20 protein-coding genes, 5 tRNA genes and 1 other annotated feature (1 of these 26 cut by a window edge) are annotated in these 25903 nt (G+C 44.7%); of the genes, 7 read left to right on the forward strand and 18 right to left on the reverse strand.

Going from position 1 to position 25903, the window contains the following annotated elements; genetic code table 11:
• Positions 1–413 precede the first annotated feature (413 nt).
• From SCJ97_09605 to SCJ97_09620, 4 genes are all read left to right on the forward strand, one after another.
• Positions 414–3731 (forward strand): LAGLIDADG family homing endonuclease, encoded by a 3318-nt coding sequence (locus SCJ97_09605; protein ID MDW7740294.1) that lies wholly within the window; start codon positions 414–416, stop codon positions 3729–3731.
• A 165-nt stretch (positions 3732–3896) separates the two neighbouring features.
• The gene (locus SCJ97_09610; protein MDW7740295.1) at positions 3897–4544 is read left to right on the forward strand and encodes a hypothetical protein; all 648 of its coding nucleotides are present in this window, start codon (positions 3897–3899) and stop codon (positions 4542–4544) included.
• 254 nt (positions 4545–4798) lie between these two features.
• Positions 4799–6103 carry an HD-GYP domain-containing protein gene (locus tag SCJ97_09615; protein MDW7740296.1) on the forward strand — a complete coding sequence of 435 codons (1305 nt, stop codon included), beginning with the start codon at positions 4799–4801 and terminating at the stop codon, positions 6101–6103.
• 20 nt (positions 6104–6123) lie between these two features.
• Positions 6124–6669, forward strand: coding sequence for a DUF5317 domain-containing protein (locus SCJ97_09620; protein MDW7740297.1), 546 nt, complete (start codon positions 6124–6126; stop codon positions 6667–6669).
• 243 nt (positions 6670–6912) lie between these two features.
• Here SCJ97_09620 and SCJ97_09625 read toward each other — a convergent pair.
• The 16 genes from SCJ97_09625 to SCJ97_09700 form a co-directional block, all read right to left on the reverse strand.
• Positions 6913–7002 (reverse strand) — tRNA-Leu (locus SCJ97_09625).
• A gap of 7 nt (positions 7003–7009) precedes the next feature.
• A tRNA-Cys gene (locus tag SCJ97_09630) sits at positions 7010–7083 on the reverse strand.
• Positions 7084–7090: 7 nt separating this feature from the next.
• Positions 7091–7165, reverse strand: a tRNA-Gly gene (locus tag SCJ97_09635).
• A gap of 5 nt (positions 7166–7170) precedes the next feature.
• Positions 7171–7246 (reverse strand) — tRNA-Phe (locus SCJ97_09640).
• A gap of 4 nt (positions 7247–7250) precedes the next feature.
• Positions 7251–7327: transfer RNA gene (locus tag SCJ97_09645), tRNA-Asp, on the reverse strand.
• Between the two features lie 85 nt (positions 7328–7412).
• Positions 7413–8114: a redox-sensing transcriptional repressor Rex gene (locus SCJ97_09650; protein MDW7740298.1), complete on the reverse strand. Its 702-nt coding sequence runs from the start codon at positions 8112–8114 to the stop codon at positions 7413–7415.
• A gap of 43 nt (positions 8115–8157) precedes the next feature.
• The gene (locus tag SCJ97_09655; protein MDW7740299.1) at positions 8158–9147 is read right to left on the reverse strand and encodes a polyprenyl synthetase family protein; all 990 of its coding nucleotides are present in this window, start codon (positions 9145–9147) and stop codon (positions 8158–8160) included.
• A gap of 67 nt (positions 9148–9214) precedes the next feature.
• Entirely contained in the window at positions 9215–9790 is a 576-nt protein-coding gene (locus SCJ97_09660) for a class I SAM-dependent methyltransferase (GenBank protein MDW7740300.1), read from the reverse strand.
• A 25-nt stretch (positions 9791–9815) separates the two neighbouring features.
• Positions 9816–10097 carry a DUF503 domain-containing protein gene (locus tag SCJ97_09665; protein ID MDW7740301.1) on the reverse strand — a complete coding sequence of 94 codons (282 nt, stop codon included), beginning with the start codon at positions 10095–10097 and terminating at the stop codon, positions 9816–9818.
• 27 nt (positions 10098–10124) lie between these two features.
• On the reverse strand, positions 10125–11267 hold the full coding sequence (locus tag SCJ97_09670) for a radical SAM protein (protein MDW7740302.1): 1143 nt from the start codon (positions 11265–11267) through the stop codon (positions 10125–10127).
• A gap of 100 nt (positions 11268–11367) precedes the next feature.
• Positions 11368–11745, reverse strand: coding sequence for a response regulator (locus SCJ97_09675; GenBank protein ID MDW7740303.1), 378 nt, complete (start codon positions 11743–11745; stop codon positions 11368–11370).
• 3 nt (positions 11746–11748) lie between these two features.
• The gene (locus SCJ97_09680) at positions 11749–12858 is read right to left on the reverse strand and encodes a PAS domain-containing sensor histidine kinase (protein ID MDW7740304.1); all 1110 of its coding nucleotides are present in this window, start codon (positions 12856–12858) and stop codon (positions 11749–11751) included.
• Positions 12859–13024: 166 nt separating this feature from the next.
• On the reverse strand, positions 13025–14449 hold the full coding sequence (locus tag SCJ97_09685) for a hypothetical protein (protein ID MDW7740305.1): 1425 nt from the start codon (positions 14447–14449) through the stop codon (positions 13025–13027).
• Between the two features lie 33 nt (positions 14450–14482).
• Complete coding sequence (locus SCJ97_09690; GenBank protein MDW7740306.1) at positions 14483–15940, reverse strand: AMP-binding protein; 1458 nt, start codon at positions 15938–15940, stop codon at positions 14483–14485.
• A gap of 79 nt (positions 15941–16019) precedes the next feature.
• Entirely contained in the window at positions 16020–17678 is a 1659-nt protein-coding gene (locus SCJ97_09695; GenBank protein MDW7740307.1) for a cation acetate symporter, read from the reverse strand.
• Between the two features lie 30 nt (positions 17679–17708).
• The gene (locus SCJ97_09700) at positions 17709–18029 is read right to left on the reverse strand and encodes a hypothetical protein (GenBank protein ID MDW7740308.1); all 321 of its coding nucleotides are present in this window, start codon (positions 18027–18029) and stop codon (positions 17709–17711) included.
• 563 nt (positions 18030–18592) lie between these two features.
• Between SCJ97_09700 and SCJ97_09705 the strand changes: the two genes are divergently transcribed.
• The 3 genes from SCJ97_09705 to SCJ97_09715 all read left to right on the forward strand — a co-directional run bounded on the left by SCJ97_09705 (position 18593) and on the right by SCJ97_09715 (position 23181).
• Positions 18593–20269 (forward strand): long-chain fatty acid--CoA ligase, encoded by a 1677-nt coding sequence (locus SCJ97_09705; protein MDW7740309.1) that lies wholly within the window; start codon positions 18593–18595, stop codon positions 20267–20269.
• A 141-nt stretch (positions 20270–20410) separates the two neighbouring features.
• Entirely contained in the window at positions 20411–22339 is a 1929-nt protein-coding gene (locus tag SCJ97_09710) for a DUF294 nucleotidyltransferase-like domain-containing protein (GenBank protein MDW7740310.1), read from the forward strand.
• 20 nt (positions 22340–22359) lie between these two features.
• The gene (locus SCJ97_09715) at positions 22360–23181 is read left to right on the forward strand and encodes a 3'-5' exonuclease (protein ID MDW7740311.1); all 822 of its coding nucleotides are present in this window, start codon (positions 22360–22362) and stop codon (positions 23179–23181) included.
• 15 nt (positions 23182–23196) lie between these two features.
• Here the strand turns inward: SCJ97_09715 and argH are convergent, their stop codons facing one another.
• Together argH and SCJ97_09725 are read right to left on the reverse strand one after the other, a co-directional pair.
• On the reverse strand, positions 23197–24573 hold the full coding sequence (argH, locus tag SCJ97_09720) for an argininosuccinate lyase (GenBank protein ID MDW7740312.1): 1377 nt from the start codon (positions 24571–24573) through the stop codon (positions 23197–23199).
• On the reverse strand, positions 24570–25805 hold the full coding sequence (locus tag SCJ97_09725; GenBank protein ID MDW7740313.1) for an argininosuccinate synthase: 1236 nt from the start codon (positions 25803–25805) through the stop codon (positions 24570–24572). The genes argH and SCJ97_09725 overlap by 4 nt, the downstream gene beginning before the upstream one ends.
• Positions 25806–25883: 78 nt before the next feature.
• Positions 25884–25903: a binding site (T-box leader), on the reverse strand; it runs 229 nt beyond the window's last position.

Consider the following 25903-nt stretch of genomic DNA (forward strand, 5'->3'; position numbering starts at 1 on the left):
CTCCCTGCAATAATCTATTCTCATGAATATAATTTATGCCGCCCAGGGCGGCTTACTAGGTCCGGCCCTTCAATCTCTTTCTTTTTTTGGCCCTTCTTCTTTTTTTGCGCTGTCTTTTAAGCTGTTTGCGTGATTTTTCTTTTGCCATAGTCTGAACCGTTCCCCTCCTTTGCTCTACTTAAAGATTACTCTACATGAAAATCAAGCCTTTAAAAACCTATGTGATATTATATCATTGCTTTACCAGTGAAAAAAGAGTTATTTTAAATCTGATTAATAAATATAATATTTTAAAAGGAAAAAAAATCTAAAAATAGAATGAATAATAGATTACAGGATCGCAAACCACTATAAATCTTTTCCATAAGTACTTCGGTTTGTAATCCCCAACACCTTCCGGGAGGAGCCGTCTAATGGAACTAAGCCCAAATGCCCGCATCACTTTCGAGAAAAGGTACTTGATTAAGGATGAAAAAGGTAACCCCACTGAAACTCCAGAAGATCTACTGCACAGAGTGGCTGCCAACATCGCGTCTATTGAAAAAAATTATGGAAAAACCAATGCTGAGATCAAGGCTATCGAAAAAAGTTTTTTCAAGATAATGGCCGATGCCCTGTTCATGCCGAATTCACCGACCCTGATGAATGCCGGTCGTGAACTACAGCAGTTGAGTGCCTGCTTTGTACTGCCTCTCGAAGACAGCATGGAAGGAATATTTACCGCTCTGAAAAATATGGCGCTGGTTCAGAAGACCGGCGGCGGAACCGGTTTTTCATTTGACCGCCTTAGGCCGAGCAATGATATAGTGCGCTCAACCAATGGAGTGGCCAGCGGTCCAATTTCATTCCTCAAAATATTTGATGCCGCTACAGAAGCGGTTAAGCAGGGTGGAACCAGGCGGGGAGCCAACATGGGCTCACTGATCTACAACCACCCTAATATACTTGACTTCATCTGCTGCAAAGAAAAGGAAGATGAGATCAATAATTTTAATCTCTCCATCACCGTATCGGATGAATTTATGAGCAAAGCTACCGGAAAAGATCCGGACCCCATATACAACCTGATCAACCCGAGGACCCAACAACCTTATAAAGATCCCGAAACAGGAAACATTGCTCAACTGGATGCAAAAGCAGTTTTCGATCTGATCGTTCAGAAAGCCTGGGAAAAGGGCGACCCCGGAATTATCTTTATCGACGAGATGAACAAATTTAACCCAACCCCGGCCATCGGCAAATACGAGACGACCAATCCCTGCGTACCGGCTGATACATTTGTAATGACCTCTGAGGGACCAAAGATGGTCAGGGATCTTATCGGGAAAAGAACCACCCTTATCGTCAATGGCAAATCTTTCCAGTCAACCGCTAAAGGCTTTTTCTCAACCGGTGTAAAACCGCTGCTATCAATTAAAACCCGTGAAGGTTACCAACTGCGCGCAACGGGAGATCATCCTGTATTAAGAATTAAAGTGAAAACAAGACACAAAATTGAAACCGAATGGGTCAATACCATAAATCTTAAACCCGGTGATGAGATAGTTCTAAATGATCACCGCGAGCTTACCGGCTGGGAAGGGCTTTACGGGGAAAAAGAAGGTTACCTGATTGGCCTGTTAGTTGGGGATGGAACCCTGAAAGAAGATAAAGCTCTCCTCTCCGCCTGGCCGGATCAAAACGATTTGGGCATGATGAATGCCGCTTACGAAGCTGCCGTTTCAATGCCTCATCGCCAGGATTTTAAAGGCTGGTGGAAAGTCAGCGGAAGAAATGAATTTCGGATGAGTCTGGCCGCAATTAAAACAATGGCCTTTAACCTGGGAATGAGACCGGGAGACAAATCTATAACTCCCTACCTTGAAACCAATACTTCATCAGCATTTACAAAAGGATTCTTAAAAGGGTTCTTTGATGCTGACGGTTCCGTCCAGGGGTCCCGGGAAAAAGGTGTTTCCATCAGATTGGCTCAGAGTGATATTGATCGTTTGGAAGCTGTCCAACGCATGCTGCTCCGCTTCGGCATTGTCAGCACTATTTACAGAAATCGTCGTAACAACAACATTACCAGCCTGCCAAATGGTAAAAACGGGATTGATCTATATGAAACTAAACCCCAGCACGAGCTGGTCATATCCAGAAACAATGTAGCAGTATTCGCCGATCGAATCGGCTTTAGCGATACAGGAAAGAAAACACGGCTCTCAGATATCTTGACCGGATACCGCCGTGAGCTGAACCGGGAACGTTTCACGGCAATAGTAGACACTGTTGAATCAAATGGCATTGAAGAGGTTTACGATGTGCAGGTTCCCGGAATAAATTCATTTGATGCAAATGGAATTGTCGTTCACAATTGCGGCGAACAACCTCTACTCCCCTATGAAGCATGCTGTCTCGGTTCCCTGAACCTTGGGAAATTCGTTACCAGAAAAGGCGCCATCAGCTGGGACAAACTGGGCGAAGTGGTTCGGACAGCCGTCCGCTTCCTCGACAATGTTATCGATGCCAGTAACTACGTGATTCCGGAGATCGCCGCCATGCACAAGGAAGGTAACCGCAAAATAGGTTTGGGTGTGATGGGCTGGCATGATATGCTGGTCAGGCTCGGCATAAACTATGACAGCGATAAAGCGATTGAAACAGCCGAATCGGTTATGAAGTTTATTAATACCACGGCCAAAGAAGAATCAGTCCTCATAGCTGAAGAAAGGGGGACCTTCCCCAATTTCTCCGGCAGTATTTGTGATACCGGAAAACAGGAAGATATAGTTCGTAATGCCACCAGGACAACCATTGCCCCGACGGGTACAATTTCTATCCTGGCCGGTGCCAGCAGTGGTATCGAACCCTATTTCAGTATTGCCTTCATCCGTAAAAATATATTAGGCGGGCTTGATCTGCCCGAAGTTAATCCACTTTTCCTTGAAATTGCCCAGGAAGAAGGATTTTATTCAGAAGAACTTATCCAGGAAATAGCATCCAGCGGGAAAATACCGCAGGGTGCAGATGTCCCCGATAATTATAAAGCGCTATTTAAGACAGCCATGGAAATTGATTTCAGCTGGCATGTAAAACATCAGGCGGCATTTCAGAAATACACGGACAACGCAGTCAGTAAAACAATCAATCTGGATAAAGATGCAACCGTGGAAGATGTCAGGTATGCCTATATAACTGCCTGGGAAGCAGGATGTAAAGGCATAACCATCTACCGGGACAGTTCAAGAACAAAGCAGGTTCTCAATGTGGGTGATGGCGCAAAAGATGACAACCTGAAACCGACCAAGCGACCAAAAACCTTAAGCGGTAATACAACCAGTATCAGGACTGCCCTGGGCAACCTTTTTGTTACGGTCAACTCTACTGAAGGAAGACCGTTTGAGCTTTTCGCCCAGATCGGCAAAGCCGGTAGTGACGTTATCGCCTTTACCGAGGCAATCGCCCGTTTGATATCCCTTGCCTTAAGGTGCGGGGTTAGTGTTGATGAAATAGTTACCCAGCTCGAAGGGATCGGCGGCGCCCGTTCGGTAGGATTCGGGCCAAACCGAATTATGAGCGTGCCGGATGCCATCGGTCAGGCTTTAAGGAAACTTTCACAGTTTGAAACAGGATCCGAAGTAGTAAATAACAGCCATACCCGCGAGATTTGCCCCGATTGCGGGACCTGCGCCCTGATCAGGGCTGAAGGCTGCCTGAAGTGTGAAGCCTGCGGTTTTAGTGAATGTTAGTAAAATGTCAAAATATATAAACTTTTTTACGCATAAAAAAAGGAATTTCGACCTATTTGTAGAATTAATGGTAGTTGATATATAAATAAAGAGAGAGTAACCTGAAATGCCAATTATGCCCAATAAAGTGGTTGGTATACAGGTATTTAGTTTTTCGTCAGGGGGATGAATATCATACGAGTTGATGAGAGACAGTTAAAAGATATTGAGTCTATTGTCGCTCAGGTTCAGGGAGTTATATCAGGAAGGTTAGTCTGCCAGGATGGTGAAATTGTTGAAATTCATATCCTGTCGGATTCGAGCCGAGCGCCAAAACAGGTTGTCAGAGATATTGAATCTGCTGTTATGGTAAAAATGGGTTTAGCCCTGGATCACAAACGGATCAGCGTAGCCCAGCTTGATTCCGATTCCACATCACACCCCTCCAACGGTATAAGACTGCAGTTCAGAGCCATGAACTACAGTGCTGAAAACGGCACGGCAGCAATTACCATTACAATTAAAAAAGGTGATAAAAAATATTCAGCTACCGCCACTGGTCCCAATAGTATAAAAAACCGCCTAAAATTGGCTGCCGAAGCAACTATTGCCGCTGTAGGCCAGTTTATCAGTTTTGAGGGTAAACTGTATATCGGTGATATTCAGAAAATTAAACTCTGTAATTACGATGTGATTGCAATAGCAGTTTGTGTAAACAGGGACTGCCAGGAAGAGATTTTGCTGGGAACAGCTTTAAATAAAGGGGATGAACTTGAATCGACCGTCCGTGCTTCTCTGGATGCAGTAAACCGAAGAATTATGATCATGACTTAAATTATATTTGAAGCCGGCAGTGGTTTTTCTGGGAAAGCAATTTTTTAACGAGCGGAACAAACGAGCGGAGCGTCGCCAGCGGCAAATAGCGGAAAACCGCTGAGCACCCATTAAAAGGGGGCTTAAACACATGAAGCTGACTCTGGCGAAAGCTCTAATCGCACTGGCTGGTCTTATCCTTGCTGGTGCTGCTGTATTTAGATGGTAAATAAATAACTTAACTGCCGGCTTCATTAACAACTAGGTGAATAATAATGGAAAATAATATATCTAAAAAGTCAATTATTTATATTACACTACTGGCGCTCGTATCTCTTTCTATAACTCTTTACTCATTCTTCATAATGAACTGGTCGCTCGCGTCCTGGTTTCCAATAGTTGTCTTTCTATTGCTTATTGCCCTCTCTGACTCTTTCCCGGTCACCTTACCCCGCGGAGGGAGTGTTTCTGTAAGTTTTGCCACGATTGCAGCGGCTATATTATTATTCCAGCCGTTTATTGTAATCATTATAACAATCGTCCGAGATACTTTTTTTCTGATTAAAGAAAAACCTCGGATTAAGTACATCTTCAATATCGCACAGCTTTCTGTTTCTGCCGGATCCGCTTCACTGGTTTACCGGAATTTTATTCCCGCCGGCTCAGATTTTAATTTCAGTCATATCCCTGCATTTATTGCGTCAATGGTTGTATTTTTCCTTCTGAACAGCTCCTTTGTTACATTAATTTTAGCCTTTGTTCAGGAAGAGAAATTCAAGGCCATCTGGCTCTTCAATATCAAATGGTGTACTTTAACCTTTCTTAGCATGGCACCTCTTGGTGCTCTAATTGCTGTCATATATGTCAATATAGGTTTCTGGGGACTGGTCCTGTTCCTGCTCCCACTAATTCTGGCCCGTCATTCTTTCCAGTCTTACATGAATATGCGTCAGACCTTTCTTGATACCATCAAGAGCCTCTCTGTTGCCATTGACGCTAAAGATCCTTATACCAAGGGACATTCGTCACGTGTAGCCGACTATGTGGTTTCTCTGGCCAGGGAGCTGAAATGGCCTGAAGACAGGGTAGAATTCCTGCAGTATATCGCCCTGATTCATGATGTGGGTAAGGTAGCCGTACCGGAGGATATCCTTAAAAAGGATTCAATCCTATCCGCCGAAGAATTCGCCATCATGAAAACTCACAGTGAAGCAGGGGCAGAAGTTATCAAGGGGATTAAATACTTTGCCTCCGGATCAGATATAATTAAACATCACCACGAACGCTGGGATGGTAACGGTTATCCGGAAAGAGTAAAAGGCGATGAAATCCCTGAAGGGGCCCGCATACTTGCCGTTGCCGATGCATTTGATGCCATGACCAGCGACAGGCCGTATCGCAAGTCTTTACAGCCAAATTTAGCTTTAAAAGAACTCGAAGACTGCTCAGGCACACAATTTGACCCGAAAGTGGTCGAGGCTTTCATCCGCATTTATCCACAGATAATAATAGAAGAGGCCCAGGAATCAGCTGCTGATCCATTTGCCGAGAGTGCCGCCGCTGCTGACTTATATCAATAAAAACTGACGGGGAGACTTAAATGCTCTGGGAAGCTGTTCTGATCGGTTTGATAATCGGCTGGCTGCGTAATGGAAAAGTCAAAAACCTGGGTAAAAGCTCCTTCTCACTGTGGTTTATAATGTTTATAGCCATCGCCATACAGATTTTGATCTGGGTTGACTATACCTTTCTACCGGGTTATCTGGCTTCTTATTACCCCTATCTCTACACCCTCTCTTTTTTCCTGCTGGTGACATTTATTATTTTCCAGGGCTGGCAGTTTGGAATCGTCATCATCGGTATCGGCATCCTGCTTAACTTCCTGGTAATCGCCGCCAATGATGGTAAGATGCCTGTCGATATTACAAAAATGCCGCCCGAGGCAGCAGAAGAACTGATAGCAAGTGACAGCAGCCCCTTTCACACCGCCATGACAGAGGAAACACCCCTGGCGATTTTAGGTGATCGCATCAGTGTTCCGTATAAAAAAAATCAGCTCCTCAGTATCGGCGATATCATCCTGGCGGCCGGAGTCACCTTCTATATCCAGCATAATATGCGCAAGAAAAAGATCCCCAAACATTAAAATAATTTCGGGACACATTAGTTAATTATATTTTCTGACAACTATTCCACCTGATTTATCCCTGGAATAAATATCAATAATTATCTTTATTACATAATCACAAGCATATAAGAATGATTTGCTACAAAACAACCATTTAAAAATGGGGAGTTAATTTTTTGAAAGTTTAATTAACTAATGTGTCCCGAAATTATGAGAGAAAAAATCAGGGCTTGATGCCCTGATCTGGTGGGAAAATTCGTTTGGTGCCGGAGACCGGAATCGAACCGGTACGATCATGTTATGATCGAGGGATTTTAAGTCCCTTGCGTCTGCCTGTTCCGCCACTCCGGCGAAATTTTGGAGGCGACACCCGGATTCGAACCGGGGATGAAGGATTTGCAGTCCTCTGCCTTACCACTTGGCTATGTCGCCAAAAAAATGGAGCGGAAGACGGGATTTGAACCCGCGACCCTCGCCTTGGCAAGGCGATGCTCTACCACTGAGCCACTTCCGCAAGTTTGGTGCCGAGACCCAGAGTTGAACTGGGGACACGCGGATTTTCAGTCCGCTGCTCTACCGACTGAGCTATCTCGGCCATATGGCGGAGCTGACGGGACTCGAACCCGCGGTCTTCGGCTTGACAGGCCGATATGTTAACCAACTACACCACAGCTCCATTCGCATAAATAAGTATACAGAAGCAATAATTAAAAGTCAATACAAACAGCCCTTTAAAGGGAAAAAACTTGGCTTAAATCAAGCTATTCCAGGGATAGAGTCTTCGGTGATTTTTTAGTCACAGATTCATGTTCATGCTGCAGCCTGGCTATTCTTTCATCCTCTGCTGAGCTGTAGTAGATGAGGCTCTGGAGTTCTATAGTCAGGTCTGCATTATGGACATGGACGCCTTCAGGAACATGCAGTTTTACAGGAGCAAAGTTCAATATGGCTTTTATACCGTGTTTTACGATCAGGTCTACTACTTCCTGGGCAGCAACTGCCGGAACTGCGATGATGGCAACCTTCAGTTTCCTGTCAGCCATATATTCACCGATATAATCGAGAGAATAGATTTCTACTTCGTCAATCTTTTTCCCGATCAGCCTCGGGTCTTTATCAAATACGGCAACAACGTTGACGTAAGGATTTTTTGTTGTATTATACCGGGTCAGGGCAGTTCCCAGGTTACCGGCGCCGATGACGATAGTATCAATGGTCGTGTCGAGGCCGATGATTTTCATCACCTTATCCCTCAAAAATGATGTGTTATAGCCTGCGCCCCTGGTACCAAAAGCACCAAAATATGCCAGATCTTTCCTGATTTGTTCAGCGGTAAATCCTGACTCATTGCTCAATTCCTTGGAGGAGATCATATCCACGTTTCTTTCAACCAACTGATCGAGAATTCTTAAATAGATCGGTAATCTTTTGATTACAGATTTTGAAATGCTCTGGTTTGGCATATGTTAAACCTCCTTAGCATGAAGCATAATTTTTAGTTTAAATCTACCTGGTTCTCTTTAATATATCTCTAGCAAGTTCAATCAAGACTTCTCTATGGTGGTTATCCGGTACAGAAAGTTTGTCAACCGCTGCTATGGCTTTATTGATATATTCTTCAGCCTTCCGGTACGTATAGCCCGGACCGTCACCTTCAAGTACAGCATTTGCCACAACAGAAATTTCCTCACCGGTAACCTTGTCGGCATACATCAGGCTGTTGACCAACCTGTTACTTTGGGTGTCGCCGAGCGCGCGAATCAGCGGCAGGGTGATTACCCGGTTGCTTAGATCTCCATAAAGCGGCTTACCGGTTTGATCTTTTTTCCCTGTATAGTCGAGTAGATCATCAACCAACTGAAATGCGATACCCAGGTTATAACCGTAATCAAACCACCGGCTTGTTTCCCGAGGGCTGTCTTCTCGCATATGACTTCCAGCCTGGCAACATCCGGCGAAAAAATAAGCGCTCTTTTTGCCGATCCATTTAAAATAGCGCTCCTCAAGCATAGCTGTATCACAATTTGCGAAAGCCTGTTCAATTTCACCTTCAGACATATTTTCCACAATCTTGACTATAATATCCATCAAGCCCCAATTGTGATAGCTGACCAGCATTTCAAGAGCTCTGCTGAGCAGGTAATCGCCGGTAAGAACTGAAATACGGTTGCTCCACTTGACATGAACTGTATCCTTGCCCCGCCTGATTGAAGCCATATCGATAACATCGTCGTGAAGCAGGGAAGCGGTGTGCACTAATTCCAGCGCAACTGCTGCATCGATATATTCTGTCAGGCTTCTACCGGGACGATAAGCTGCAAGCAATAATAAACCCGGCCGCATTCTCTTACCGGCACCGTTAAAAATATAGCTGCTTACTTCAAATATCTCCGGACTGGCTGTATCTGTAAATTCTTGAAGTCGAGTATCAACTAAAGCCATTTCGTCTTTGATTAATTGCCATTTGTTTGTCAGGTTACCCGAGCTCCTATTCATTTTACGAGTTATATCAGAATATACCACATTTTCGACAAATTAGGTATTAAATCCTTGTTCAGATATGTTAATCGTAAAAAAGACTTTTTTGGATTACTATCAGTTCCGGCGGTTCGTTTTCCTGGTTCAGCAGGTTGAGATGCAAAACAGTGTACTCGGCCGGAAGCAGACTCTTACCCATCTGCATTATTTTATCCAACTCAATTTTCCCTTCAGCGTGCCCTCTATAGGCTGTAATGACAATGATACCTCCGGGAGCAAGCAATTTTAAGACTTCTTTCAAACTGTGGATCGTTGTTGTGCACCTGGTTGTTATTTGCTTGTTTCCTCCAGGCAGGTAACCGAGGTTATAAATCACAACGCTTATTCTAATATTTATATATTCGGCTATATTTTCATGGCTGTCGTGAATTAGGAGTACCCGTTCCGAAAGTTTTCGGTTCTTTAAATTTTCGGCTGTCTTTTGCAGGGCTTCTTCCTGGATATCAAAGGCAAATACCTTACCTTCCGGTCCGACTTTTTCAGCCAAAAATAGAGTATCAATTCCGTTGCCGGCCGTAGCATCGACCACCGTATCTCCTTCATTTATGGCCATTCCGGCCAGGTGATGTGCAAGTTCTGCAATCTGCCTGAATTTAATCACCGACTGGCTCTCCTTATAAGGCAAACTAGTATTTTTCTGAATGAAAAGAGATAATCTCGATCCCGTTTTCCGACTCAATGAAGGAAAAGATCTTCTCCATAATGCTATCGGCCCCGGCCCCGTTGTAGCATACAGCTGCTATACCCAGTTCTGTTCTCTGCCATAAGTCCTGGCTGCCTGTTTCAGAAACAGATATATTGAATTTGTTACGGAGGCGTTGGATCAGGCTTTTTACCACCTGCCGTTTACCTTTCAACGATGTAACCCCTGGAATATGCAGTTCAACAACTGCTACTGCGACGCGCATAATATACTCTTTTCCCCTTTGTTAATGTCAGATAAACCTGAGCATAAGTTCGGCAATATACCGATCCATATCCATTCCATTCTGCCTCAGCTGTTCGTAAATCTCTTCAACTGCTGATCTTCGCCGGATATCAGAAAGATCTTTAAGCTGCCGGAAGTAGCCCATTCTTCTCCCCAGCCTGAAAATTTCGCGCTCCCGATCAGGATAGGACAGGTATGTTCTGATCAGGTTTATCATATGCTCTTTCTCTTCAGGGAACCTGCCGTTAACCTCTTCCAAAAGGTTTAATACATGATCGCTGAAAAAGTGGGAGTTTATATTATCCAAATGCTCGATCAGGAGCAGTTCTTCTTTAACTGCAGTATCATCATCCAAAGGAATAAATGTACCCTGCTGAACCGCTTCATAAAGCGGCGCAACCGGATGAACAGCCAGGGTTCTGACCCTGATAAAGTCAGGATTGATCTCATTTAAAACTTTCGCTGTATCCAGTGCATGTTCACGCCAAAGGTTTCTGCCGCCCAGACCGATCAAGACATATTCACTTAAAGAGATACCGGCCTTGACTACTCTTTGGCCTGCCTCAACATGCTCGGCAGCACTTACCCCTTTGTTCATGAATTCAAGGACCCGGTCATTTCCGCTTTCCAGGCCGACATGGATACGGCTTAAACCAGCATTCTTCAGTTTGCTTAAATCTTCCACAGAATAGCGAAGAATACTTTTTGAACGGGCATAAGTGGTTATTCTGGTGATTCCGGGTATTTTTTCGTTAAGGAATTTAAGTATTGTCTGCAGCTGCTCCCTGGAGAGTCTCAGACCGTCTCCGTCCTGCAGGAAAACATTCTCTCCGCCATGATAAAGCCAGAAAGCAACAGATATATATTCCGGAAATCGATTCTGTACAAGATCAAAAACGCTGGAGTTAACCACGCCGTTGAAACCCTGTTTATGCGATATGGTTTTTATCTTATCAACCGCGTCAGCAATAGCTGCAATATCTTCTTTAATCTCATCGACTGAGCGGCGGCTGAACTTTTCACCCTTATAAATAGGACAAAAAAGACATTTGTTCCAGGGACAATTGCGGGTGAGTCGCAACAACAGGCTGTGCGCTTCGCTGGGCGGGCGTATCGGCCCCTGTTCATATGCCGGTTTCCGAACAGCCATAGAAACCTCCTTTTTAAAGACTATAAGTAATAGTTTTATATTTTTTAAAGGGCACAGTTAACTGTGCCCTTGATTTACTTCATTTTATATATTGTAAAGTTTATTCGACCTTCCCGGGGAGATAATGTTTAAGTAAATCCCAAAGCTCCTGGGGTTTAAAAGGTTTGGTCATGTAATTATTTGCTCCCAGATCCATCACTCTTTGACGGTCTTCTTCCTCTGCTTTCGCGGTTAAAACGATAACCGGAATTTCACTGGTTTCAGGATTTCCCTTGATAACTTTCAATACTTCAAAACCGTCAACTTTGGGTAAAAGAAGATCGAGAAGTATAAGATCTGGTTTTTCCCTGCCAATATATTTTAAAGCTTCCTCTCCGTCTTCCACTATATCTACCTGGTAGCCAACAGCATCAAGACAGGTGCGAACTCCCAATATTACATTTTTTTCATCTTCAACCAGTAACACTTTATTAGCCATAACTTACCCTCCTTCTTGATCTTTGTCGGTTAATGTAACTGATTCCGGCCCCTGGTAGATGGGAAAAGTAAATGTAAAGGTTGTTCCCTCACCAACCTTGCTATCAACCCAAATTTCTCCACCGTGGGCCATAACAATATCTTTGGCTATGGCCAGGCCTAATCCTACTCCACCTGCACCTTTTCGGCCATGCCCGCGAACCTGAATATATTTGCGGAATATCTTTTCCTGATGCTCAACGGGAATACCGCACCCGGTATCCTCAACCGAGAAGAAAAGTCGTTTGCCTTTTTGCCTGACCCTGACTGTAATTGTTCCCCCGGGGTCTGTATAACGCATTGCATTCCCGACCAGGTTAGCCAAAACCCATACCGACTTGTTAAAATCGGCGACTACAGGAGGCAGTTCCGGCGGAAGATCGGTTATCAATTCAACACCCTGAGTATCTGCCTGGATCTGTAACGGTCGCACCGCCTCTTGCACCAGATCGGCCACATCGGTTGGCTGGGCATCAACATAAATAGTGCCCGATTCAATCCGGGATAGCTCCATAAGGTTATCAATCAACCTGCTCAGTCTTTCGCAATCGGCCCCGATAGCTTCCAGAACTTCCTTGCCCCGGGGAGTCAAATCACCGAGCATGCCTTCTTTAAGCATTTCCACACCAACTATTATAGTTGTCAGCGGAGTCCTAAATTCGTGGGAAACAATAGATACGAAATCAGATTTAATCTTTTCCATTTCATGAAAACGTGTAACGTCGGTTAGCTGGATGAGAGCACCGTACATCTTTTCCTCATGGAAAATAGGGTTAATGGCAATTTTAAAAAAATAGCGCTGGTCGAGCCGCTTGACCTTGACTGATGCTTCCTCGTAAGAACACTTCAGTGCCGCTTCCTTCTCAATTACATCTTTCAATAAATTTTCAAGTTTATCAAATCCGGTCAATTCAACAACTTTTTTATTTTGTGCTGTTTCGAAGCTGGTATTGAAGAATTCTTCAGCCTGTCGATTCAACCAGATAACCTTGTGATCCCTTCCAACCAAAAATAGAGCATCATTTAGATTATTGGTGATTGTATCCAAGTTAACAAATTCCGGTATTGTACTCAATATTACACCTGCCTTTCTCAAACTGCCTGAAAAGTGCTGTCATCCGAGACGCTGTGTTTTCCAATTATATCATTATCGTGGATTTATGAAAAGCGGTCCAACCAGTAGAATACGGGAAAAAAGAAGAAAACCCCTGCTGAATACAGGGGTTTTCTTAATTTGTTAGTTATTTTGTACGGATATCGAAAATATTCTGTTCTGTAATAAATTTTTCGAGTCCGATTTTATTTGCTATGGCATCCAGAGAACTGCTTTCCAATGTAAATGGCAGTTTAAATTCACCCTCCAGATCCTCTTTCAAACTTCTTAGCAGCGCCTCCTCATCGCTACCGGAAACACCCTTAACCACAACTTTAATATTATCTTTTCCATCCGTATTTTTAATTTCAGCATACCAGATCAGTACATCATCATGAGTAAACATCATTTTGCGCATCTGGTTGCCATTAAAGATAACCTTACCCTCTCCGGTTTGCAGTTCGTAGTACATCGATTTCCGTTCGATGTCACCCATAATACGGGGAACCGTTCTCTTACAGTTAGGGCAGGGTTCATGCACCAAACCACCGGTTGCAATATCTCCTGTTCTGAAGCGGAGAACAACTGTGCCGCGGGAATCGAGGTTTGTAACGACAATCTCGCCTCTTTCTCCCTCGCCGAGGACGGTATCGCCATCGGGATCGACCACTTCGATCATTATGTGATCGGGGTTCGTATGATAACCAAAATCGGGAGCACATTCTGCCCAACCTGATTTAGCCTCAGAAATGAAATATATACGCTGAACCCGGTCTACCTTGGCTCCTACAGATTTCATCAGCTTTTTAAGCTTTTCAACTGCAGCAAGGGGTGCAAAATCTGTTCCGATTATTATTCTTTCCAGGTTTGAAGCGCTAAACCCGAAATGCTCCAGTGTGTGCAGGGCAAATCTTGCATAACCCGGAGCCATCGTCAGAACAGGAGCCTCGGTACTGTCAAGGGCTTTTAGTATTTTTTCCAGCCCAAGAACCTTACCGCCACCTGTCTGAAGGGCCGTACTGCCAATACCAATGGTACTGTAGAACATCTGCCAGAAATGCACATTGGGTGCAAAAGTAAAAGCATTGATCAGGGTATCATCCCGGGTAAGCTCCATAATATCAAAAGCCCTTGAACCGGCTTCACGCAGGTTATCAAGGTCATAATGGGTATATTCAATGGGAACGGGCTTCGACGTTCTCCCGGCGGTGAAATAGAGCGTATGAAATTTATAATCCGATCTTTCCGGTTCGCTATCTTTTTTGCCAAAAAGAGAAAAGCCTTTTTTCTTGGTTTGTTGTCCATCATCCGAGGGAACTTCAATCACGAATTTTTTCGGAAACATCAGATCCCCGTCTGGTGTAAGCATATCTTCCTTACAGGTGAAGGGAATTTTTCCCAGATCAGCTTTTCCCCTGATTTCCCTGGGATCAATGTTATTGGTTTTAAAAAGATCACGATAGTAAGGGTGCCTTACCGCCAGTTCATCATTGACCATTTTGTTCAGAAGTTCATCCTGCATCTTTGATATTGCCGGTGCCGGCATCCTGCTTATTTTACTCCACGCCTGCATACTTTGCCTCCTTTCTTCCTCACGGTGGTATTTTTAAGATGGCCTGTTGTCGATTATACGTTTTTCTTTCAGTTCGGTTTCCATACCAAGTTGTGAAACAAGCTCCGGGACCGACTTGAAGATAATATCGGTCAGGGAGACCTCAGTATCTCTCAGCACTTTCTGCTTGATATCTCCAGTGAATTTTTCCTTGTCAATTTCACCTTTGGTAGCCACATGAAGATATATTTCATCCAGGTCGAAGGGGTCATCGTTACGTTTACGCATTTCAACCTGCCACTCTTCAATGTCGGGATGGCTCATCATCAAGGGGAAGAAGTTATTTAAGTTAACCAGTGTCCCCTTGACCTTGGTCATGTTAAATTCTTTCAGTTCCGACTTACGTTGAATGTTTGAACTGATTCGCGGAACTGTCCGGCCACAGTTGGGACAAGGCTCATACAATAGACCACCCTTGGCAATATCACCCGTCCGGTAGCGCAGAACCGCTGTACCGCGCCAATCCAGTGCGGTATAGACTATTTCCCCCTCTTCTCCTTCTCCCACCGGCTCACCTGATTCGGGGTCAACCGTTTCGAATACTTCCATGTCGGGATAGAGATGATAACCGAAATATTCATCATGGGATGGACATTCAGCCCAGGCAACCTTTGCCTCGGTCATACCATAAGTTGCAAGAACCGTAACCTCTTTTGCCCCGAGTTGGGCGAAAAGCTCTTTGATCTTATCCTTCAGTCCGGGAGGTACTCTTTCCCCGCCGAAGAATATTTTATTTACGGAAGAGAAATCCCGTCCCTGTTTTACTGCTTCCCTGAGGAAGTAATAACAATAACCGGGGATGAAAACAGCTACAGTCGGCTGTAAATATTCGAAAGCATCCATCAGGTTATTGGTCCCCACTATTTTTCCTCCACCGCTGTGAAAGCCGGCAACATTCATCTTCTCACCTGCAAAAAAGGTCTGCCAGAATGCGAGATGCGGGGCAAAGGGAAAACAGTTCACCACAATATCATCGCTGGTTACCTTAAAGACATCCAGAAGACGGTATCCCGATTCTTTCAAATTTTCAAGGTCACGTTTTGAATAAACAAATGGTGTGGGCAGAGCCGTTCGTCCGGTAGTAAAATGCATGTGTACCGGCTTAAAATCATAAAGCTTTTCCTCCACCAGGGCTTTCCCGCCGGTCATCGACATTTTGGCCAGATGACCGTATTTTTCGGTAACTTCTTCGTCGGGACGTATAACAAAGTCTTTTGCTTTCATTGGCTCTTCGTCTGTTGGCGCGATATCCCATTTATAAGTAAACGGAAGATGACGCAGATCATCAATGCCCTTTACTTTGAAAGGATCGATCTTCTGTTCCTTCAGCAATTTGCTGTAATACGGGCTGTGTAAATATATCTGGTTGGCGATAAAGGCCCGCAGTTTGCGATCCTGCATATCTTTGATATCCTTGTAGGGCATTTTACTTAATTTCTCCCAATTCTCCATAAAGCGACCACCTCCTGTACATAAAATAATCCGGCTAAAGCGGCCCTCCATCAGGGGAGAGCCGCTTCATGCCGCAGGGTTACTTGGGAAACACATCATATAGAGTAGTCATGAACCACATAATAACCACGGAAAGGACCAGAATTGTAATGGGCAAGCCTTTCCCGTTGTAACGCTTCGGGTCGTAATCAGACCAACCGTGCATTTCATCCACCTGTCTCTGGAGAGATTCATCAGGTGGCGGTGTAAACCAGGATACCAGAATTGTCAGGATGAATGACACCGGAACGGCTACCGCTGTAACCTTGATAAAGCCCAGCGGCCCGTAGAAATACTTGGCGAAAAACGGGAAGGGAATATCGACCGGGTTCATTCCCATATAATCGATCATGATCCAACCCAAAAAACCGATCAGGGTGCCAACGATCATTCCGGCCCCAACACCATACTTGTTTGTCCTCTTCCACCAGATACCGAGTACGATGGGAACACCTAAACCGGCAGCGGCAATCCCGAAGGCCCACATGATCGCTTTCAGAATAAACTCCGGTGGGTTCAGGGAGAAGATGATCACCAGGACGCCGACCACAAGCATCGCGGCATAAGACAGCTTAAGTTTCTTCTCATCATCTACGTCAGGTTTTAGTTCCCCGTAGAGGTCATGGATCAAGCCGGCACCCATAATCATCAACAATCCGGCCACGGTGGAGAGTCCGGCCGCTACTGAACCGGCAACAGCCAGGGCCAGCCAGCCCTGTCCGGCCAGGGCATCAACCAGGATAAAGACCATGTAGTCGTATGCAGATGCAGGGATATTAACTCCCTGGGTATTCATATAGTAGACAGCGGCAAAACCGGTTGCATATACAGTCGTATTTACCAGACCAACCAGGAATACGCAGAGTACTGTGCTCCAGCGGGCTTCCTTGGCATCACGGACAGTAAAATAACGCATCACAAAGTGCGGCAGGCCGATAATTCCAAAGAAGGACCCAAGGAAGATGGCAATATAAACTACCGGGTGGACCAGCATGGGCCAGAAATAATGTGGGACAGTTTGAGTCATCAGCGGAACCATGCTACCGTATCCAAGCGGTGGAAAAGCCCATCCGGTAGCGCCCAATGCCCTCAAAACGATCGCAACGGGAAACATCAGGCAGAAAAGCAGAACGATGGTCTGGAATGTCTGGTTGTAGGTAACACCATACATACCGCCGAGTGTAACATAAAGCGTAACAACCAAACCACCGACTATGATACCGACAATTTCCGGCACACCAAGCAGGAAGTAGAAAACAATCCCGATACCTTTCAGGTTACCGGCAAGGTATAAAACGCTGACAATCATCATGACAATCACAGAGATATAGCGTAGCGTTTTACTGTTATATCTTTCAGAGATAAAGGCCATTGTGGTAAATGATTTATGCCGCCTCAGGTATGGAGCCGCCAAAATCATTAAACCGATAAAAGCTGCGGTAAAGGAAGCATATACGGCTACTGCAATGTAAACCCCTTCTATAATCAGGGCTGTTAAACCGACAAAAGTTGTCAGACTTAGCGCCAGTGAAACCATGGCCAAACCATTATTAATAGCACCGATACTACGCCCGGCCACATAATAGTCTCCCAGGTTCCGGGTGAACCTGCGAGCCCAAACAGAAATTAATACCGATATAACAAGAACAATAATACTGAGAATCAGACCTAAAACAAAAACTTCACCTCTTGGTTCCATGAATTATAAATCCCTCCTTTCAGCAGATAATTAAGCTCTCTGTTTTTCTTCCAATCGATCCATAACGATACACCAGATCGCACCGATTACAGTTGCGCCGATCCAGCTGAGTACAATTAACAAGAAATAATGCAGGGGGAAACCCATTACTGTCATACCTTCTTTGACAACAAACATCGATTCACCATAGAAAGGCACCAGCTGTTCGGGCGTAGGGATCTGGTTAAAGAAACGTTCGTTAAGGATAACTACGAATGAACTGAAAAAGCCGCCGGTTATAGCGACAATTATAAAGCAGATGGCAGTAACCCATACTTCAAGCTTATAACTTCTTTTACTTTCATTGCTCACCGAAAGTCACCTCCTTGCTTTGATCGATAATATCACTTTATTCTAATTTATTATATTATTTTAATATTTCTCCTCCTTCCCAATTTATTCATATTGTTATAAATTGAGTATATTTATTCTACGCATCACTAAAAATATCCTTCTTGAAGGAGAAGGCAAATCATTTTTTTGGTTATATTTTTTCTGATTTTTTATCTGTTATACTTGTCGACAGCCATGGGGAGCAGGGTTAGGTCTATTTGTCGGTTTTTTCTTTTTCCCATTCGGGAACAGCACCGACCCCTTTCCGGGAGCCACCCTGGCTGAGCTGATCTTTAACCGCCCCTCGGATCAGGCAGTGCGTGCCGGAATAGGTGCATCTGTAGGATTTTGGATTGCCGTGCCAATTAAACTTACTATTGAAGCAATTATGATCATTTGGTTTGTTTTTAGAATTATATGATATTACTCCTATATTGTTTATAATTTTTTAAACTAAAAAGGAAATCTTAATATAGTATCGAATAGGATTATTAACAATAATCATACCAGTGCGTTACAGGCGCAAAAGGAGGAGTAATTATATGGAAAAAATTTGGCTTGAGCATTATGAACCAGGAGTTCCCCACAGTATTGACTACCCCAAATCTTCCGTTTACCAACTTTTTCAGGAATCAGTAAAAAAATATAAAGGCCAACCGGCTGTTCATTTTATGGGCCGTGAACTGACCTATGGAGAACTATCTGCCCAGGTTGACGCATTAGCTTCTGCTTTGGCAGAGATGGGAGTAAAAAAGGGCGATCGCGTTGCCATTCATTTGCCCAACAGCACTCAATTTCCGATTGCTTATTTCGCTGCCCTTGCGCTCGGAGCAATTGTCGTCCCCTGCAACCCGCTCTACGTTGCCAGGGAGATGGAGTACCAGTTAAAAGACTCCGGAGCTGAAACGATTATTACTCTGACCCGATTCTATAAAATGATCAAGGAAGTCCAGCCGAAGACCAACCTGAAGAATATTATTGTTTCCAATATAAAAGACTATTTCCCGGGATTTTTAAGCTTTTTATATACCGTGGCTAAAGAGAAAAAAGAAGGAGACAGGGTTGAACTGGCCAAAGAAGATCACTCATTTACCGATCTGATTAATAAAAATGCCGGAAAAGTTCCTCCAGTCGCAGAAGTGAAACCCGAGGATCGTATGCTCTTTCTCTATACCGGTGGAACAACAGGAGTCTCGAAGGGTGCCGTCCTTCAGCACAGAAACCTCGTCGCTAACATGTACCAGGTTAAAGCCTGGTGCACGGACTTTCAGGATGGAAAAGAAGTCGTCCTCGGCGTGCTGCCTTTCTTCCACAGTTACGGGTTGACCACTATCCTGAACCTGGGAATGTTGAGCGGGGCCAAACTGGTCCTTCTGCCTCGCTTTGTTCTGGAAGATGTCCTGAAGACTATCGATAAGCAGAAACCGACCCTCTTTCCCGGGGTTCCAACCATTTACGTGGCGATCAATAACGCGCCAAATCTTGACAAATACGACATAAAATCAATCCGGGTCTGCATCAGCGGCGCTGCACCCCTGCCGGTCGAAGTCCAGCAGCAGTTTGAAAAGATTACCGGCGGCAGGCTGGTTGAAGGTTACGGTCTCTCAGAAACATCACCGGTAACCCATGCCAACCCGGTTTACGGCAAGAGAAAACCGGGCAGTATCGGTTTACCCATGCCCGACACGGAGTTTAAAATTGTCGACGTGGAAACCGGTGAGAAAGAACTGCCCATCGGTGAAATAGGTGAAATATGTTTACGCGGACCACAGGTAATGGAAGGCTATCTGAATATGCCGGAGGAAAATAAGCAGGCGATCAGGGATGGCTGGTTCTATACCGGTGATATCGCAAAAGCCGATGAGGAAGGCTATGCATATATCGTCGATCGCAAGAAGGATATGGTCATCGCCGGAGGGTTCAACATTTATCCCCGGGACGTTGAAGAGGTCCTTTATACTCATCCAAAAATTATGGAAGCTGCAGTTGCCGGAATTAACGACCCCTATCGCGGGGAAACAATAAAAGCTTACGTGGTCTGCAAGGAAGGTGTGGAGATGACCGAGCAGGAAGTTTTTGATCACTGCAAAGAACACCTCGCACCCTACAAAGTGCCGAAACTGGTAGAATTCAGATCTGAACTTCCGAAAACCATGATCGGCAAAGTCCTGCGCCGGATGCTGCGCGAGGAAGAAGAAAAGAAACACCAGGCCGATTAATTTGTAGAACAGATTTATTTAATTTAACGCATATCAATGAAGCGGGTTCCCGTCCGGAACCCGCTTCTTCTTGCCCCTCAATCTATGCAGGGTTATAATAAATAGCATAAGATTCTTAATATTTTTTCGGAGTGTTTACCGATGCCGCAAGTCAGGGAAAATACCATTGAAATTACGGAATTCCTGAGCGAAATGCCTCCCTTCAGCTTTCTGGAAGAAAAAGTCCTGAAAGATGTAGCAGGGGGAGCTAAAACCGCCCATTTCCCTGAAGGAACTTATATATTCCGTGAGGGGGAAAGATCGAAAAAAACGCTCTATATTGTCTACCGGGGACAGGCTAAATCCCTTGTTTCAATCGGCGGCGATGAAACGGTAACGACAGTTAGAAACAGGGGTGATTTCTTCGGAATAACCGTCCTGCTTACCGACGAACCCTACCCCATATCCATGCTGGCCTCCAAAGATTTAACCTGCCTGTTGATCAGCCGTAAACTGTTTCATGAGGCTTTGAGCAGCAGTGAACGTTTCGCTGACTACTTTACAAAAATACTGGCTTCCAGGCTTAAGGAACTCTACCAGACCATTACCGATAATTACTTCGAAGGAAGAATTGACAGCGGTCAATCGTTGAAACGAAAGATTGCTGAAATACTGACTGAAAAAGTTATTACCTGTCTGCCCATGGATACGATAAGTAAAGTGGCCAAAAAAATGGCTGAATATAATGTGAGTTCGGTTGTCGTCACTGCCTTTAACGGTAAACCGGTGGGGATAATAACTGAGAAAGACATGGTCAATAAAGTTCTTTCCGCAGATAAACCCGACCTGGAGCAACGAGCCCACAAAATTATGTCTCATGAATTGATCACTGTCCAACCTAACGATTTCAGTTACCAGGCGCTCTTAATGATGACCAAACATAATATCCAGCATGTTGTGGTTACTGATGACAACGACGTCCTGCACGGAATTGTTACTGTAAAAGATTTAATCCGCAACCGCGAAAGCGGGGCTATTTCCATTGTCCGGCAGATAGAACACCAGGATTCTTTCTCAGGGCTGGCTGCTCTGATAAAAGAAGTGGATCAGGTAGAACAGGCCCTGATAACCGACAGGGCTTTTGCCTCTGAAATCTGTGCTCTGGTAAATGAACTCTATGATCGGATTATCCGAAAGATGGTGCGCCTGTCAGAATTAGAACTTGAGAGCTCCGGACTGGGGCTTCCACCGGTTAAATACTGTTTCATCAACATGGGCAGTGGCGGAAGAAAAGAGCAGTATTCACGAAGCGACCAGGATAACGGGATTATTTATGAAGATTCCACAGGTGATCTGTCAGTACTTTCAGCAGAATACTTTTTAACTTTGGGGCGATTAATTGTTAAGGGTCTGGAGGAATGTGGTTTTAAACGCTGTGCCGGCGACGTTATGGCCGAAAATCCGGCCTGGTGCAAACCTCTTTCGGCATGGAAAGCCGATACCCTCGCCTGGGTTGACAAACTTGATCCGAAAGATATACGCAACATGACAATATTCCTTGATTACCGCCCGATTACCGGCGATATAAAGCTGTATGAAGATTTAAAAATATTTACAGCCGACCTTTTTAAAAAATCGAGACATGCCCTGCAATTTCTGGCCGAGGATGACTTAAGACAGCACACTCCGCTCAATCTATTCAGGCAGATAATCACCGGAAAATCAAGCAAAGATCGCAATAAATTGAACCTGAAAAATGCCGTAATGGTTCATCTTGTTGACTGCCTGCGAATTTTTGCCCTGCGGGAAGGGATCAACGAAACCAACTCGTTTGAGCGAATTCAGAAGTTAAAAGAACGGGGAGTTTTTAAAGTTGAAGATGCGGAATATATTGAAGCAGCTTATGAAACACTGATGATGTTTCGCATCCGCAATGCCCTGGAAAAAGTTAAAGCGGGCAAGCAGCCCGATAATTTAATCAACCTGAAAACACTGAGTAAAAAAGAGATGACTATGCTTAAAGAATCACTGCTGGTTGTTAACCGCCTTCAATCTTTAACCATGCATGCTTTTCATGCACATAAAGCTTAAAGAAAGCAGGAAAACCGGGTATGGACAATAAAACACATTTTGAGCCGGACTATCAAAAACTGAATCGCCAGGCAAAAAGAACTGCAGTCAACGGAAAGAAATTTATCCCCGATAAAATTTTCGACCGGATCATGCCTGGCAGTAAAAAATCAACTGTAGTTTCTTACGATACCGCGTTGCTGGAAAACCTTGACAGCCTTATTACTTTTATCAAAAGCAAAATTGATTGGGACCAGGAGCTGCAGGGAGGAACTTATGTTGTTTTTGACACCGAGACAACCGGACTATATCCCTACCGCGGAGATGAGATCATATCGATTGGCGCTGTAATTGTTGAAAAGGAACAGGTTATCAGCCAGCCTGCTTTCTATCGTCTGGTTAACCCGGGCAGGTCCATTCCAGCCCAGATTACAAAGCTGACCGGAATAGACAATGAAATGGTCAATGATCAGCCCTATGCGATTGAGGTAATAAAAGATTTTCTGGAATTTTGCGGCCCGCGGGTTCTTGTTGCCCATAATGCTCCATTTGATCTTGCTTTCCTGAACAGGCAGATTGGCGAAGTAATCGGCAGGAGGGTGGTTAATCCCGTCATCGATACCGTTCTCCTCACTTCGGCGCTTTTTTATGCGCTGGGAGATTACTCTCTGGAAAATGTGGCCAGGAATTTTAAGCTGGATCTGGAAGGTCGGCATCATGCATTAAGTGATGCCCGTATAGCTGCTTCACTCTTTATTAAACTGTTACCGACTTTAAAAGAAAATGGAGTAACCAGGTTACCCCATCTTGCTTCACTCTTCTCCGATATGGATTTGACCAGGGGTTATCCCCTGATCTTTTAACCCTTTAATATTTTATCAACCCCGCAGTTTCTCATAAGCCAATTCAAGCTGTTTCTTTACCGCTTCAGGAGCAGTCCCGCCCCGGCTTTTCCGGGCTTCGACTACCCGTTTGGGATCGAGCAGGTGCGAAATATCACCGGTAAGCGATGGGTGGAATTTTTTTCGTTCATCAGATGAAAGATCTTTTAAGCGGATATCCCTGCTTCTGCAGTAAGCAATCATTTGTCCCACCAGGTGGTGGGCATCCCTGAAGGCGACCCCCCGGGTGACCAGATAATCTGCCAGGTCCGTGGCGCATAGATAATCGTCGTCGACTGCATATTCCAGGTTTTTATGATTGATACTCATGGTCTGCAGCATTTCTCCAAAGAGCGGTAAGATCTCTTTCAGATTATCAATAGTATCAAACAGGCCTTCCTTATCTTCCTGCATATCCTTGTTGTAAGCCAGAGGCAAACCTTTCATCATGGTCAGTATGGATAGAAGAGAACCGTAAAAACGACCGGCCTTGCCCCTTATTAATTCTGCCACATCAGGATTTTTCTTCTGGGGCATCATGCTGCTGCCCGTTGTGTAGGCATCATCAAGCTCGATAAAGGAAAATTCCGTTGAAGACCAAAGGATCAACTCTTCACAAAACCGGCTCAAATGCATGATCAGGATCGAGGCAAATGATAAAAATTCAATGATATAATCCCGATCACTGACAGCATCGATACTGTTTTCATATAATTCCCGGAAACCGAGGCTACTGGCTACCATTGCCCGGTCGATATCAAAACCGGTACCGGAAAGGGCCCCGGCTCCCAGGGGCATCAGATCTGTCCTTTTTTTAACTCCCTGCAGCCTCTCCCGGTCTCTCTGGAACATCCAAAAATAGGCCAGCAGGTGATGTGCCAATAGCAGTGGTTGAGCCCGCTGAAGGTGTGTATACCCGGGTATAAGCACTTCTTCATACTTTTCGGCAAGATTAAGCATGGTTTCCTGAAGCTGATACAGCTGATTTTCGATTTTTCCAATTTCATCCCTGACATAGAGGTGCATATCCAGGGCAACCTGGTCATTGCGGCTGCGGGCGGTGTGCAGTTTTCCTCCGACCGCACCGATCTTATCGGTAAGCCTCTTTTCAATATTCATATGAATATCTTCAAATTCCAGTGCATAGGGGAAACTGCCTTCTTCGATTTCTTCTTGAATTTCTCCCAGGCCTTTGATGATCAGGTCGCGCTCTTCCCGGGTGATAATTTCCCTTGTTTCAAGCATTTGTACATGGACAATACTGCCCGATATGTCGTAAAGGGCAAGACGCTGATCAAAGGGCAGTGATGCCGTAAAACGGAGCACTGAATCAGCAGTATTTTTTAAAAACCTTCCCTGCCATGACTTTTTCAGCTTCCCGCTACCTCCCTGAGCTCTTTTTTCTTCTTCTGATCCATCATTCCCTTTATGGTCAGCGGTAAACCATAAAGATTGATAAAGCCCTGGGCATCTTTCTGTTCAAAAAGTGTATCGGCTTCGAAGGTTGCCATCGCCGGATGATAGAGAGTATGTTCAGACTCCCTTCCGGTTACTTCTATGTTCCCCTTGTAAAGCCTGAGACCGACCGATCCGGTAACCGGTTCCTGCGTTTTTTGAATAAACCCATCCAGCGCTTCACGCAGCGGGGTAAACCAGAGACCGTAATAAATCATCTCTGCATACTTCAGGGCAATAACTTCCTTGTAATGATATGTTTCACGGTCCAGGGTATACTGTTCAAGTTCCCGGTGGGCAAAAGAGAGCAGTGTGCCTCCCGGTGTTTCGTAAATGCCCCGGGATTTCATGCCGAGCAGGCGGTTTTCAACCATATCAATCCGGCCAATACCGTGTTTTCCGCCGATCCGGTTCAACTCTTCTATCAATTTAACAGGAGGTAGTTTATGACCGTTCACGCTAACAGGAATACCCTGTTCAAAGCTGATCACCAGATCTTCAGGTTCATCCGGTGCATCTTTCGGTGCAACTGTCAAACAGAACATATCGCTTTCAGGCTCAACAGCCGGATCTTCCAATATTCCGCCTTCAAAGCTGATATGCCAGATATTGCGATCTATGCTGTACGGCTTTTCAATCGTTGCTGACACAGGAATACCATGGTTGCACGCATAATTCATGCAGTCACTGCGCGATTCCAGTTCCCATTCACGCCAGGGCGCAATTATTTTCAGGTAAGGATTCAGGGCTTTTATGGCAAATTCAAAACGAACCTGATCATTTCCTTTTCCTGTTGCCCCGTGTGCTATTGCTTTGGCGCCAACTTTTTCGGCGATCTCCACCAGCCGTTTCCCGATCAGGGGGCGGGCAATAGCAGTCCCCAGCAGGTATTTCCCTTCATAAACCGCTCCCGACTGAACCATGGGGTAAATGTAATCGGTTACCAGTTCTTCACGGATATCCTCAATAAACAGCTGGGATGCCCCTGTTTTAAGTGCTTTCTCTTCAAGGCTGCCTAAATCATCATCCCCCTGGCCGACATTTGCAGTCATCGCTATAATTTCATAATCATAGGTCTCCTGCAGCCATTTGACAATAATAGATGTGTCGAGGCCTCCTGAATAGGCCAGTACTACTTTTTCTTTCGCCATTGTAAACTCCTCCTTAATTTCACCGCGTGACACTTATGTTTAAGATTTATAAATATAAAATAAAAAACCCCTCGTCGGTTAAAGGACGAGGGGTTCGC

Source organism: Bacillota bacterium, assembly GCA_033549065.1.
Classification (GTDB): Bacteria; Bacillota; Dethiobacteria; order DTU022; family DTU022; genus JAWSUE01.